The sequence below is a fragment of the Sorangium sp. So ce1335 genome (assembly GCF_051521615.1).
In the GTDB taxonomy this organism is placed as follows: domain Bacteria; phylum Myxococcota_A; class Polyangia; order Polyangiales; family Polyangiaceae; genus Sorangium.
Genome location: NZ_CP150363.1, coordinates 6379763 through 6392152 on the forward strand (window position 1 = coordinate 6379763; position 12390 = coordinate 6392152).

Annotated in this window: 13 protein-coding genes; 5 read left to right on the top strand and 8 right to left on the bottom strand. The window is 74.1% G+C overall.

Going from position 1 to position 12390, the window contains the following annotated elements:
* Window positions 1–45: 45 nt before the first annotated feature.
* Together WMF24_RS23525 and WMF24_RS23530 are read left to right on the top strand one after the other, a co-directional pair.
* Entirely contained in the window at window positions 46–693 is a 648-nt protein-coding gene (locus tag WMF24_RS23525; RefSeq protein ID WP_437738679.1) for a hypothetical protein, read from the top strand.
* Window positions 694–697: 4 nt separating this feature from the next.
* Window positions 698–2485 carry a serine/threonine protein kinase gene (locus WMF24_RS23530; protein ID WP_437738680.1) on the top strand — a complete coding sequence of 596 codons (1788 nt, stop codon included), beginning with the start codon at window positions 698–700 and terminating at the stop codon, window positions 2483–2485.
* 21 nt (window positions 2486–2506) lie between these two features.
* On the opposite strand, the gene xerD is transcribed toward WMF24_RS23530, so the two are convergent.
* Window positions 2507–3397 (bottom strand): site-specific tyrosine recombinase XerD, encoded by an 891-nt coding sequence (xerD, locus tag WMF24_RS23535; RefSeq protein ID WP_437738681.1) that lies wholly within the window; start codon window positions 3395–3397, stop codon window positions 2507–2509.
* A 157-nt stretch (window positions 3398–3554) separates the two neighbouring features.
* Here xerD and WMF24_RS23540 point away from each other — a divergent pair, with 157 nt between their 5' ends.
* The 3 genes from WMF24_RS23540 (at window position 3555) to rpmB (ending at window position 5951) form a co-directional block, all read left to right on the top strand.
* Window positions 3555–4415 carry an N-formylglutamate amidohydrolase gene (locus tag WMF24_RS23540; RefSeq protein WP_437738682.1) on the top strand — a complete coding sequence of 287 codons (861 nt, stop codon included), beginning with the start codon at window positions 3555–3557 and terminating at the stop codon, window positions 4413–4415.
* A 13-nt stretch (window positions 4416–4428) separates the two neighbouring features.
* Window positions 4429–5508 (top strand): hypothetical protein, encoded by a 1080-nt coding sequence (locus tag WMF24_RS23545; protein ID WP_437738683.1) that lies wholly within the window; start codon window positions 4429–4431, stop codon window positions 5506–5508.
* 218 nt (window positions 5509–5726) lie between these two features.
* Window positions 5727–5951 carry a 50S ribosomal protein L28 gene (rpmB, locus tag WMF24_RS23550; protein WP_104982632.1) on the top strand — a complete coding sequence of 75 codons (225 nt, stop codon included), beginning with the start codon at window positions 5727–5729 and terminating at the stop codon, window positions 5949–5951.
* 364 nt (window positions 5952–6315) lie between these two features.
* Here rpmB and WMF24_RS23555 read toward each other — a convergent pair whose 3' ends face one another.
* The 7 genes from WMF24_RS23555 to rimM form a co-directional block, all read right to left on the bottom strand.
* Entirely contained in the window at window positions 6316–7365 is a 1050-nt protein-coding gene (locus tag WMF24_RS23555) for a hypothetical protein (protein WP_437738684.1), read from the bottom strand.
* Window positions 7362–8087 carry a DUF72 domain-containing protein gene (locus WMF24_RS23560; RefSeq protein WP_437738685.1) on the bottom strand — a complete coding sequence of 242 codons (726 nt, stop codon included), beginning with the start codon at window positions 8085–8087 and terminating at the stop codon, window positions 7362–7364. Before WMF24_RS23560 ends, WMF24_RS23555 begins: the two co-directional genes overlap by 4 nt.
* Before the next feature lie 88 nt (window positions 8088–8175).
* Window positions 8176–9072: a lysophospholipid acyltransferase family protein gene (locus WMF24_RS23565; RefSeq protein WP_437738686.1), complete on the bottom strand. Its 897-nt coding sequence runs from the start codon at window positions 9070–9072 to the stop codon at window positions 8176–8178.
* Window positions 9073–9193: 121 nt separating this feature from the next.
* Window positions 9194–10381: a tRNA epoxyqueuosine(34) reductase QueG gene (queG, locus tag WMF24_RS23570; RefSeq protein WP_437738687.1), complete on the bottom strand. Its 1188-nt coding sequence runs from the start codon at window positions 10379–10381 to the stop codon at window positions 9194–9196.
* 69 nt (window positions 10382–10450) lie between these two features.
* Entirely contained in the window at window positions 10451–11026 is a 576-nt protein-coding gene (locus WMF24_RS23575; protein ID WP_437738688.1) for an RNA methyltransferase, read from the bottom strand.
* Window positions 11023–11835 (bottom strand): tRNA (guanosine(37)-N1)-methyltransferase TrmD, encoded by an 813-nt coding sequence (trmD, locus tag WMF24_RS23580; protein ID WP_437738689.1) that lies wholly within the window; start codon window positions 11833–11835, stop codon window positions 11023–11025. Before trmD ends, WMF24_RS23575 begins: the two co-directional genes overlap by 4 nt.
* A gap of 40 nt (window positions 11836–11875) precedes the next feature.
* Window positions 11876–12388 carry a ribosome maturation factor RimM gene (rimM, locus tag WMF24_RS23585; RefSeq protein ID WP_437738690.1) on the bottom strand — a complete coding sequence of 171 codons (513 nt, stop codon included), beginning with the start codon at window positions 12386–12388 and terminating at the stop codon, window positions 11876–11878.
* Window positions 12389–12390 lie beyond the last annotated feature (2 nt).

A 12390-nucleotide genomic window follows, 5' to 3' on the forward strand; every position in this document is an offset into this window, starting at 1 on the left:
TCTTTACTTGCCGTCCCGGGTCCGGTCCTGCAACGCTCGGACGCAATGTTCTCTCGACGATGGCCCACCCTGGCGCTGGGCGCTGCGGCGGCGCTCGCCGCGGCGTGCAGCTCGACGCCTCCACCTCAACCCGAAGCGCCGGATCCCCCCGTGACCGCGGCGCCCGAACCACCTCCGCCTCCGCCCGCGCCGAAGCCTTGCAAGGCGCTCGACGAGGGCTGCCAGGCCGAGGAGTCGACCCGGGCGAAGATCGCCGGGAGCTCCTTCATCCTCACGCCCGTGAAGGGCTGGACCTACGCCCAGGCCGAGAGCGCGACGCTCGCGCAGGCCGCGGCCGAGGGCCCTGCCCTCGCGACGGCGCAGGTCGACGTGGGCGAGGGCAAGCAGGCGGCGGAGAAGCGCGACGCCGCGCTCGAGGCGCTGGCGGGCGAGATCAACGTGACGCTGCCCAAGAAGAAGGTGAACTGGAAGAAGCCCCTCGAGACCAAGGAGATCGCCGGAAGGAAGATCGGCCTGTGGCAGAGCGAGGGCGCGACGCGCGGGGCCAAGAAGGGCCCGCTGCTGATCTTCGCCGACACGGGCAAGGAGGGGGAGATCCTGATCGGGCTCGGCTTCGTGCCGGACGACGACAGCTCCGGCGCCGACGCGACCATCCTGCAGTCGATCGAGTCGATCTCGGTCGCGGGGGAGTGATCTCGTGACGGCACCGAACGTCGCGCCGGGCAGCGTCATCGCGGGGAGGTTCTCCGTCCGCGCGCTCCTCGGTTACGGGGGTGCGACGGCCACCTTCCGCGCGGCGACGGCGCAGGCGCGGGACGTCGCTCTCAAGCTGTACTCGCCGGCGATCGGGCAGCGCCCGGACGCGATGCAGCACCTCCAGCGGTACGTGGCGGAGACGAACAGGCTGCCGCAGGAGTTCGCCGCGCACATCCTCGAGGCCGGCTACGACCAGGCGACGGCCGCGCCCTTCACGGTGACGGACATGATCCATGTCCCGTCGCTCGCGGAGGTCGCGCGGCGCCGGCCGATGGGCTTCGAGGAGGTCGGATCGATGCTCCGCTCGCTGGCGGCGGTGCTCGACGCGGCGCACGCGCGCGAGGTCCCTCACCTCGGGCTCAAGCCGACGAACCTGTTCATCGATCCGAGCGCCCCCGGGAACGTGAAGGTCACCGACTTCGGGCCGTCGCTCGCGCGGAGCCTGATGCCGACGCCGGAGGGCTACGTCCTCTCCGCGCCGTGGCTCGCGCCCGAGCAGGTCCAGCCGGGTGCCCCCGCCGGCGCCGCCGCCGACATCTTCTCCGCGGCGCTCGTCGCGTTCTTCGCGCTCACGGGCCGCTCGTACTGGCGCTCCTGCCAGGGCCAGGTCGACGTGCCCGGCTGGCAGCGCGAGCTCATGGGGCCGCGCCCCGCCGCGTCCGCGCGCGCCGCGGAGCTCGGCGTCCCGCTGAGCCCCGTGCTCGACGCGGCCTTCGCGCGCGCGCTGGCGCACGACCCGCGCGAGCGCTTCCGCTCTGCGAGCGAGCTCGCCGCCATGCTGAGCGGCTTCTCGGCGGCCGCGATCGAGGTGGGCTCCACGCTCGCCCTGTCTCCCTCGGCGAGCGAGGCGGTCGCCGCTGCGCCGCCGCCCCGCGCGGCCCCGCCGGCGGTCGCGCCAGCGCCGCAGCCGCCGCACGACGCCACGCAGCTCGCGCCGTCGCCGTTCGCGCCGTTCTCCCCTTCCGCGTCGCCGCAGCATGCGCCGCCGCCGCTCTCCCCCCCGCTGCAGCCGTCGACGTCACCGCAGCCGACGCTCCCGGACGTGACCGTCGCGTCACCGCAGCCGACGCTCCCGGACGTGACCGTCGCGCAGGCGCCCGAGAGCCCCGCAGCGCCGCCGCGGACCGCCGGCACGGCGCTGACGGCGGTCAGCGCCGCGCCGCGGTCGCCGTGGGGCAAGGCGGCCTCCCTGACGGTGGGCGTCGTCGCGGTGCTGCTCGTCGGGGGCACGGCCGCCGCGTGGTACGTCCTCGACCGCAAGGACGAGGCGCAGCCGGTCCCCAGCGCCCCGACGGCGGCCTCCGCCGCGCCCCCCGCGCCGTCGCCCGAGCCCCCGCCGCCCGCGCCGGCGGCCACCGCGCCGGCGCCCGACGCCGGCGCGGCGACGGCCGAGGCCCCTGTCGACGCCGGCGCCGCCAAGGACGCGGGCGCCGCGGCCAGCGCGCTGGTGCCGGCCAGGATCTCGTGCAAGCCCGTCGCCTGCGAGGAGATCACGGTCGACGGCAAGGCGACCCAGGCGCCCGAGGTCGAGCTCGAGCTGACGCCGGGGGTGCATCAGATCAGCGTGAAGCGCGCCGGCTATTTCCCGCGGAGCCTCAAGGTCGCCGCCAAGACCGGCACGCCGCTCGTGCAGGAGTTCCAGCTCACGGAGATCCCCCCCGCCCCCGCCAAGCCTGCGGGGCAGGCCACGAAGAAGCCCTGCGGGAAATTCCTCAAGCGCTGCGACTGACGACCGAGAGGACGTACGCGCTCACGCGCGCGGGTGCGCCCGCCGGTACGCGGCGCGCACGTGGTCGTCGGCGAGGTGCGTGTAGATCTCGGTCGTCACGACGTTGGCGTGGCCGAGGAGCGCCTGGACGCTCCGGAGATCCGCGCCCCCCTCGAGCAGGTGTGTCGCGAACGAGTGGCGGAGCTTGTGCGGCGAGCTCGGCTTGTCGATGCCCACGGCGCGGGCGTATCCCCCGAGCAGCTTCCACACCGCCTGGCGGGTGAGCGGCCCGCGGCGCGGCGAGAGGAACAGCACCTGCGTCGACGCGCTGCGCGGGTGCGCGGCGCGCGCCTCCAGGTAGGCGTCGATGGCGGCGAGCGCCGGCTCCCCGAGCGGCACGAGCCGCCGCTTCCCCCCCTTGCCGAGCGCCATCACGATCCCCTTGCGGCGCTCGATGTCCCCGATCTTGAGGCGCACCACCTCGCTCACGCGCAGGCCGGCGGCGTACATCACGTGGAGCATCGCGCGATCGCGCAGGCCCCTGAAGGTCCCCTGCTCCGGCGCCTCGATGAGGAGCGCGATCTCGTCGAACGAGAGCACCTTGGGCAGCCGCCGCCCGACCCGGGGTCGCTCGACGAGCGCGCACGGATCTCGCTCGATCCGGCGCTCGCGCAGCAGGAAGCGGATGAACCCGCGGACGGCGGAGAGGTGGCGCGCGGCCGAGCTGGCGCTGATGCCGGCCTCGCCGAGCGCGACGAGGTAGGTGCCGATCAGCGCCTGGTCGAGGCCCTCGACGGTCGTGACGCCGGCCGCCTCCGCGTGGGCGACGAGCTTGGCGAGGTCGTGGCCGTACGCCTCGAGCGTCAGGGGCGCCAGAGCCCGCTCGACGCGGAGGTGATCCAGGTACGCGTCCACCCAGGTCGCGAGATCCACACCCAACGCTAACGCGAAAGCGTCGATGTGCGCCAGAAAGCGGGCCCGGAGCTTGTGCACTCTGGACGCACTGGACGTCCGCGCCGCAGCCTTCCTTCCCGTCTGGACCTTACCCGTCCGGGTTCCAGCCGGGCACGGAATGCGTCAGAGTGTCGCCGTGGTGTCAGCCTTCGAGGTCGTCGAGCCCCGCGGAGCGGAAAGCCCGGTCCTCGTCGAGGTACCGCACGCGGGCGTCCACATGGATCCCGAGTCGCTGGCGTGGACGGTCGCCCCTGCGCGCAGCATCGGGCGCGACGCCGATCTGTACGTCGACGCGCTCTTCCAGGACGCTCCGTCCGAGGGCGCGACCCTCCTGTTCTCCCGGATGAGCCGCCTGGTGGTCGATCTCAACCGGAGCGAGGCGGACTGTGACGGCGAGGCCGTCGAGGGGGGTGGCCGGGCGCCTTACCCGAGGGGGCTCATCTGGCGCGTGACAACGGACGGCGAGCCCATCCTTGTGTCGCGCCTCCCGCGGGCCGAGGTGGAGCGCCGGCTCGACCGGTTCTATCGCCCCTACCACCGCAGCCTGAGCGCCATCCTCGCCCGCAAGCGCGAGCGCTTCGGCTTCGCGATCCTGCTGTGCGCGCACTCGATGCCGAGCCAGAGCCGCCGCGGCAACGCGGAGGGCGCCGTCGGCCGGGCCGACATCGTCCCCGGGACGCGCGGCCGGACGACCGCCGCGAGCGCCGTCATCGACGCGGTCGACCAGCACGCGCGCGCCTGCGGCTTCTCCGTGCGCCACGACGACCCCTACAAAGGGGGTTTCAGCACAGGGCACTACGGCCAGCCGCACCGCGCCGTCCACGCCGTGCAGATCGAGATTGCGCGCCGGCTGTACATGGACGAGCAATCCCTCGCGATGGATGGGCAAGGATTCACCGCCGTGCGAGACTTCGGGCGCACCCTGGTCGCGCGGCTCACCTCGGCCGAGCTGCTCGGGCAGCTTCGCCGTTACCCCCTCGACGCCCGTGAGATCTGATCCAGCTCCATCGATGGAAAAGCCTTACGGAGAGGCGAATCGCGACCGCCCCCCAGCAAGCCGTCGCGCCACCGCCGAACGGGAAAAGGCAGCACCAGCCCCGCCGGAAGGCGCCACAGCGGGCGATGCCCCGGCCGTCCGGCCCGCGGAAGAGGCGCCCGCCGCGGCGCCCAGCGGGACGGCGCCGGACGAGCGGCAGCTCGCGCCGAGCCCGGCCATCACGATCGAGGAGCCTCCCCCGAGCGCGCGCGAGACCGTCACGAAGCCGCTGCTCGCGTCCGAGGCGCTCATGGAGGACCTCGCGCCGATGCGCCCGGCGCAGGACGCGGCGCGGATCTGGTGTGCCGCCGTGGGCGTGGGCTTTCTGTTCCTCGGCGGCCTGTCGCTCGCGGGGCTCCGCCCGGACGGCGTCGTCGCGGGGCCGCCCGCGTTCGTGCTGGGCATCGTCGCGCTGTTCACCGCGCTCACCTCGGTGAGCTACCGGCAGCGCGCCGTCGCCATGGTGGTGCTCGGGGGGATCGCGACCGTCGTCGGCCTCGAGAGCGCCGGGACGGCGTTCGGCTGGGGAGCCGCCCGGGCCGCGGCGGCCATCGCGCTCCCCGCGGCGCTCGTGTTCCGGTCGCGCTACCGGGCGTACAGCGGCGCGCGCTGGCTGCTCGTGGCCGCGTTCCTCGTCGCGCTCCCGTCGTTCGGGCAGGCCGTCGTGCAGCTCGCCCTTCTCGAGCCGCACCTGGGCCAGCTCGGCGCCGCGATGGTGATCCTGGCGGTGCTGTCCAGCCTCACCGGCTTCATGGGGTCGGAGACGACGGGCGCCGGGACGTTCCTTGCCGTCACGGTGGTGCTCGCCTTCACGGTCGACCTGATCGTCGGCCGCCTCGCCCAGCTCGGCGCCTTCTCGCCGGGTGAGCTCGTCGGTGTGCTGTCCGCGGGCCTGGCGTTCGCCGCGACGTCCGCCCTCACGAGCCTCGGCCTGTTCCAGGTCCTGGCCTGGCGCCTGGCCGCCGACGCCCGGCGCATCGACCTACACTCGCGCCCGAACGACAAGGATGGGCCGGACCGGCGTCCGCCCTCCAGCGGCGAGTGGCTGACCTAGGGCCCTCCCGGAAGCACGGCAGCAATTCCGGGTGCGCTGCGCGAAGCGGCGCAAAGATTCACGAAGCGCGCCGGTGGACGCTTGACATGTCCCCCGGCTTCCTTCACTTTCCCGCGCTCCCGAGCCCCCCTGCTCCCCCGCGCAGGGCGTGCGCCCGGCCAGTTTTATCGATACCGGTCGGGGCACCGAGGGCGGTGCTCCTTCCAACCGAGGACGTCATGGCGAAGAGCGACATCACTGGGAAGCGGAAGCTTCTGGCGCAGAATGTCTCCCACTCCAACATCAAGACGAAGCGCTGGCAGCTCGTGAACATCCAGACCCGGCGCGTCTGGGTCCCCGAGCTCAACCGTTTCGTGAAGCTCAACCTCACGACGCGCGACATCCGCACGATCGACAAGATCGGCGTCGTTGCCTACGCGAAGCGCCACGGCGTCACGCTCTAGGCCCTGCGCCGGCGCGACCAGGCCGGCGCCCGGCAGCTGCGTGGACGCAACGCGCCCCTTCTGAATCTTCTGAATCTCCCCGGGGCCTCGCCCCACACCCCACACCAGGCTCGATCCGAGGCCGCAGGCTCCTGCGGCAGGCGTCCTGTGCGTCCAGCGTGAGCTGCCGCGCGTGGGCCTTTGCTCGCCGCACGCCTCGCGGGCGAGGCCGATCGCTGCGCCACGGCGACCCGCTGCCGCACGGATGCCGACAGGCCCCCTCACGGCGGCGCTGGCCCCGCGCGGCGAGCCAGCGCGGCAGGCCAGGCCCGCCCGCGGCCTTGCCGCCAGGCGCAGCGTCGGCCGACGCCGCGCCTGCGTCGCCTCAATCCCCTGCTGGCCGTGATCCTGGCCCTGCCGAGAAGCCGGGCGCCAGGTGGACCGCGCGCGCGTCCCGGTCGTCGCGCACGACGGCCAGGGCGCCCTCGGCGCTCATCTGCGTGCGGACATCGTGGAGGGCGGCCTCGAGCGCGTTGCCGTGGAGGAGCGCGCCGAGGGCGTTCACGTCGAGCCTGGGCTTGCCCGTGAGCGCGATCGCCGCCGCGAAGCCGCTGCGCTGGAGGATCGCGATCGGCGCCGCTGCCGGCAGGGGCGTGCCCGGCGCGAGGCGCGTGATGCCACGGCGCACCGGGACGGCGTCGCGGCCGAGCACGATCTCGAGCTCGGGCACGGCGATCCCGTCCTCCGTGCGCGCATAGGCCAGCGCCGCGACGGTGCCCCATCCGTCGCACGCGACGATGGCGTCCGCGGGCCGCGCCTGCTCCCCGACCGGCCACGGCGCCTGGAGCGCCACCGCCCCCTCCGCGACCGGCGTCGATGCGGCCTCCACCTCGGCCGGGACAGCCTCGGCGATGTCCTCGGCCGTCAGCGTCCCGCCGGCGACCGGTCCGCCCACGGCGAGCAGCGCCCGCTCCACGTCGCGCGCCCGGAGCGCCACCGCGCCGAGCGAGCCGACCTCGCGCAGCAGCGCCGCCCGCCCGCTCGCGCCAGCGCGCTCGGCCGCGGCCACGCCGGCGCGCACCAGCTCGCGGAGCCGCGCGCGCCCGAGGTAGCCGTGCAGCAGGACCAGCATGCCCAGCGAGCGCGGGACCGCGACGCGCGCGGCCTCCGGCACGCTCTGCCCCTCGACGAACCCGCGCGGCCGCGGCGCGCCGCGGCCAGGCTGGACCGCCCGTCCATCGAAGGCGCGCGCGCCGACGCCGACGCCGGCCGCGAGCGCGACGGCGGGCGCCAGCAGCACGTCAGGCTGCGCGCCCGCGGCGGCGAAGAAGCCGGCGACGATCGCGTCGATCGCGCTGCCGGACGACTCGAGCGCGGCCCGAGCGGCCGAGGCCGCAGAGGCGTCGCTCGCCGTGGCCGCCACGCCGCGGATCACTGCTCCTCGTCCTCGGCGACGAGGGTGTTCGCCATGGGCATGGCAGGCCTTACCACGGCCGACGCCGTTGAGCGATCGGGGTTGCGCGCGAGCGACGCCGCGAGCTGCGACTTGATCTGCTGCGCGCGGTCCCCCTCGACCACCAGGAACACCTCGCGCCGGCCGCGCAGGCGGTCGGCGACGCGCTCGAGCGCGGCCGCCCCCAGCGACGACGACTTTCCGAGCGCGCGCAGCCGTGTGTAGACGATCGGCCCGGGCGGCGGCGCGTCCCGGGCGACGTCGAGCACCGGGATGACCTTCGCGGCGCGCGCGGTCGCGACGATGTCGTCGCGCTCCCAGATCCCGGAGGGCTCCCAGCAGCGCACGACCCCTTCCGCGGGCAGGCGCTCGAACAGCGCCGCGAGCTTCTTGCGGTTGGTCGCCGTCGGTCGGAACGACGCCGGCGTCTGGAGCACGATGCACCGCGCCTCCAGCACCGCCGCCACCTCGAGCGAGGTCGAGAGCGCCGCGTCGAGCTCGCTCCCGGCCGCGAGCTCGCCGACGACGCGCGGCAGCACGACGCTGAAGACGAAGCCCGGCGGGACCGCCTTGCGCCATTTGCGCAGCGTGGTCACGCGGGGCAGCGACGAGTCGATCGGACGGAGCTCGACCAGATCGAAGCGATCTTTGTACTTCTGGATATCCCCCTTGAGCGAGGGCAGTCCGACGAGGAGGCGGGCCATCAGCGCGGACTCTTAACCCAGCTCGCGCGCCGATGCAGCGCATGGGCGACCGCGGCGCGATTTCTCGCTACAGGCTCAAAATCCTTGATTATTCGAAGTGGAACCACTGCGTCGGGTTCTCCCGGAGGAACCGCTCCATCTCCGCCGTGATCTGCCGCGCCGCGATGTCGAGCTCGGACGGTCCTGGCCTGCGGGGCAGCGAGACGGGCGGCGCGATGCAGATCTCGTACTTCATGAAGCCGGTCCGCCGGGTGAACACCGGGACGATCGGCGCGCCGCTCACGGCGGCGAGCTGGAGCGGGCCTTCCGGGACGCGCCAGGGCATGCCGAAGAGCTCGACGTCGCGCCCGCGCATCCCGGACGGGAGCCGATCGATCTGGATGGCCACGACGCCCTTCCGTCGCAGGTGCGCGAGCAGCGGGAGCACCGCGAGCGGATCGTCCGCCACGTGCTGCATCCGCACGCCGACCCGATCGCGCGTGCCGTCCTGGATGGCCTGCGCCCGGCTGTCGCGCTCGCGCTGCATCACGACGAGCACGTCGGCTGCGTGCACCGAACGCAGCAGGGGCGCGGCGGCCTGCCAGCCGCCCGTGTGCGCCGTGACGACGATCACCCCGAGGCCGCGCCGGTACGCTTCCGTGAAGTGCTCGTCGTTCACGCACAGGCCGGTGAGCCGCTCGGGGCGGCCGCTGCCCGCGATGAACGCGTCGGTGAGGCAGCTGGCGAAGTTGATGAACACCCGGGCGGCGTCCCGGTACTCGTCGAGCGTCCCCCGCTCGCCGAGCGCCAGCCGCAGGTTCCTGAGCACGGCCTTGCGCTGCTCCGGCAACACCGCGCCGAAGAAGATCCCGAACAGCGCAGGGCCGTGGCGGACGAGGAGGTCTGGGCCGTAGGTCACCCCGGCGTCGACCGCGCGCCGCCAGAGAACGGAGTCGTGGTGGCGCAGATCGTCGAGGAGCGCTCGGAGCCTGGGAGGGAGATCCACGTTCGTGCTCGTGCGCGCGGCGTCGTGCCGGCGGACACCGTAGCGGATCGCGAGGCGCCCGCGAAGAGCGCCGGAGCACCGCCGCGCCGCGACGCGACGCCCTCCGGGGGCGCCGCGCGCCTCAGCCCGCGCCGGGCTCCGGATCCTCGGGCGGCCCTGCGGCTTCAGAAGCGGACGGGCTCGCCGGCTCGGCGACCCTTGCGCGGCGCACCGCCCACGCAGCGACGTCGCGCACCGAGGGGTCGTCGTGGGTGAGCGCCGCGGCGAGCGCGCGCTTCGCGCTGGCCGCGGCCGCGCCTTCTGCGCCGCGCGCGAGCCGGTTTGCGGCGACGATCGTCGCGTTCCTTGCGAGCCCGCCGCGCCGCGCGCGCCGGAGCGGCGTCCCGGCGGTCAGCTCATCGAACTGCTGCTCGCCCAGCGACGCGAGGTCATCGACGTCCCGCGCTTCCCATCGCGCCAGCGGATGGAACGGCGCGGTGCGCTCGAGGGGCGGCGGCGCGGTCCTGTTGAACGGGCAGACCTCCTGGCACACGTCGCAGCCGAAGAGGTGCTCGCCGACGCCGGGCCGCAGCTCCTCGGCCGGCGCGCTCCGCTGCTCGATCGTCAGGTACGCGACGCAGCGGCGCGGATCGAGCACGAAGGGCGCGTCGAACGCCTGCGTCGGGCACGCGTCGAGGCAGCGCGTGCACGATCCGCAGCGCTCGGCGATGGGCACGTCGGGGACGAGCGGCAGCGTGGTCACCACCTCGCCGAGGAGCTGATAGCTCCCCTGCCCCGGCGTGATGAGGAGCCCGTTCTTGCCGACGAAGCCGATGCCGGCGCGCGCCGCCCAGACGCGCTCCATCACCGGCTCGACGTCGCAGAGCGGCCGCGCGAGCACGGAGGGCGCGAGCGACCGGATGAACGACGCGAGCCGCCGCAGCCGGCGCTTCAGGTGGTTGTGGTAGTCCTGCCCGCGCGCGTACCGCGCGACGCTCTGCGCGAGCGCGGGGTCGCGCCCCTCGCTCTCCCTGGGACGGGCGTACCTGCGGCCGACGCACACGACCGATCGCGCCCCTTCCAGGATCGCGCTGGTGTCCAGCCGCCGGCGCTGCTCCGCGTACTCCGCGAGGTAGCCCATCTCCCCGTGCATGCCGCGCTCGATGAACTCGAGGTACCGCGCGTGCTCGATCCCGATCGGCTCGTCCGCGCGCGCCACGCCGACGACGTCGAATCCGAGCGCGAACGCCTGCTCGCGGACGAGCCGATCGAGCGTCGGTCGCTCCGTGCTCGCCTCCCCTGGGGGACGATGGGCCTCGCGCTTGCTCATGACGTTCATGACGTCGGTGCCCCCTGCACGGACGCGGTCGCCGGCGTCACGCGCGACGACCCCACGAGCTCACCCGGCGGTCCGCTCGCCGAGCAGCCGATCGAGCGTGATCGCGCACGCCGCGCGCACGCTGAGGTGATTGTAGCCGGTGCTCGCCGCCGCGCGGATGGGCTCGATCCGGACGTCGGCGTCGGCGATGAGCTCCGGCGCGAGCCCCCAGCCCGTGCCGAACAGGATCAGCACCGGGCGGGTCGCCTGCGCGAGGCGCTCGCGGGTCGCCGCATAGCTCGTCACCGGGAGCCCCCGCGACGCAGCCGCGGTCGTCCAGATCTCGACGCCCTCGCGCCCCGCGCTGCTCAGCGCGCCGTACGCTTCCTCCAGGCTCGGGACCACGCTGAGCACGTCCAGCGCGACGGCGCGATCCGGGATCCGGCGCTTGCCCGATCCCTCCACCCAGTGCTCCCTGATCCGCTCGGCCAGCGCGCGCTGGGCGGCGACCGGGTGCACGACGAAGAGCCGCTCGGCCCCGTACGTGCGCGCGCTCCGCGCCATATCGTGGAGATCGAGGTTCGTGATCGCCGTGGTCACCGTCTCGCCCGATCGATCGAGCACCGGGTAGTGAACGAGCGCGAGCGCGAGCCTCATCGCCGCTCCTCACCGCGCTCGTCCGGCGGAGCGCCTTCCCCGCGCGCCTTGCGCCACAGGTCGGGCCGCCGCTCGGCCGTGCGCTGCTCCGCCTGCGCCTGTCGCCACCGGGCGATGGCGGCGTGGTTCCCTTGCTGCAGCACCTCGGGCACCCTGAGCCCGCGGAAGTCCACGGGGCGCGTGTACTGCGGGTACTCCAGGAGCCCGGCGAGCGCGGGGCTGTGCGACTCGTGCTCCGCCGATCCGGCGTTGCCGAGCACCCCCGGCAGCAGCCGCACGCACGCGTCGATCACCGCCATCGCCGCCACCTCGCCGCCGGTCATCACGAAGTCCCCAAGCGAGATCTCCTCGTCGACGAAGGCGCGGACCCGCTCGTCGAACCCCTCGTATCGACCGCACACGAGCGCGATGGAGGGGCGCGCCGCGAGCTCGATCGCCTTCTCCTGACGGAAGGGCTGCCCCTGCGGCGTGAGCAGGATCCGGTGCGCCCGCTGCGCGGGCTGCGCGGGCTGCGCGGGGCCTTGAGGCGCCTCCGTCTCGCTGCCGGCAGGCGCGCTCGCCGGCTCGCCGTCGGCGGCGGCCTCGTCGAGCGCCTCCATGCAGCGGACGATGCAGTCGACGCGCATCACCATGCCCGAGCCGCCGCCGTAGGGCGTGTCGTCCACGCTTCGATGGCGGCCGAGGCCGAACTCGCGCGGGCTGCGCATCTGCACGGTGATCGCGCCCGAGGCGAGCGCTCTCCCGACCATGCCGATCGCCAGAAAGCCCTGGAAGAGCTCTGGAAACAGGGTGACTACAGCGATGCGCATCGAACCTGCCGCGGCGGGCTGCCTCGCGCCGGACGGCGGATCAAACGAGGCCTTCCAGCGTGACGAGCTGGACCAGGTGCTGCTCCACGTCCACGCTGCCGACGAAGCTCTCGGTCAGCGGGATCTCGATCGCGTCTGCGCCGCGCCGCTCCACGACGAGGACGTCGCAGGTCGGGTACGACTGGAGCGACTTCACGTGCCCGAGCAACGCGCCCTCGGGGGTCATCACGCGGGCCCCCTCGACGTCGCACGCGTAGAACTCGCCCTCGGCGAGCGGCGCGAACGCGTCGCGCGGCACGCACACCTGCGCGCCGCGCAGCGCCTCGGCCGCGTCGCGGTCGTCGACGCCCGCGAGCCGCACGAGGAGCGCCTTGTCGACGGGCCGCGTCGCGACGATCTTCGCGTCCTGCTCGGCCCCGTCCGGGAGGCGCAGCTTGACCGCGAGCCGTGCGACGAGCAGGTCGGACGCCTCGTTGTAGAGCCGAAGCCGCAGCTCCCCTTGCACGCCGTGCGGACGGGCGATCTCCGCGACGGGAACGTAACGTCGCTCCACGT

What these genes read in the sequence shown, in the direction of transcription:
- WMF24_RS23525 (WP_437738679.1), top strand. Translation starts at nt 46, where the DNA reads ATGTTCTCTCGACGATGGCCCACCCTGGCGCTGGGCGCTGCGGCGGCG.
- WMF24_RS23545 (WP_437738683.1), top strand. Translation starts at nt 4,429, where the DNA reads ATGGAAAAGCCTTACGGAGAGGCGAATCGCGACCGCCCCCCAGCAAGC.
- rpmB (WP_104982632.1), top strand. Translation starts at nt 5,727, where the DNA reads ATGGCGAAGAGCGACATCACTGGGAAGCGGAAGCTTCTGGCGCAGAAT.
- WMF24_RS23560 (WP_437738685.1), bottom strand. Translation starts at nt 8,087, where the DNA reads ATGGCCCGCCTCCTCGTCGGACTGCCCTCGCTCAAGGGGGATATCCAG.
- queG (WP_437738687.1), bottom strand. Translation starts at nt 10,381, where the DNA reads ATGAGCAAGCGCGAGGCCCATCGTCCCCCAGGGGAGGCGAGCACGGAG.
- WMF24_RS23575 (WP_437738688.1), bottom strand. Translation starts at nt 11,026, where the DNA reads ATGAGGCTCGCGCTCGCGCTCGTTCACTACCCGGTGCTCGATCGATCG.
- trmD (WP_437738689.1), bottom strand. Translation starts at nt 11,835, where the DNA reads ATGCGCATCGCTGTAGTCACCCTGTTTCCAGAGCTCTTCCAGGGCTTT.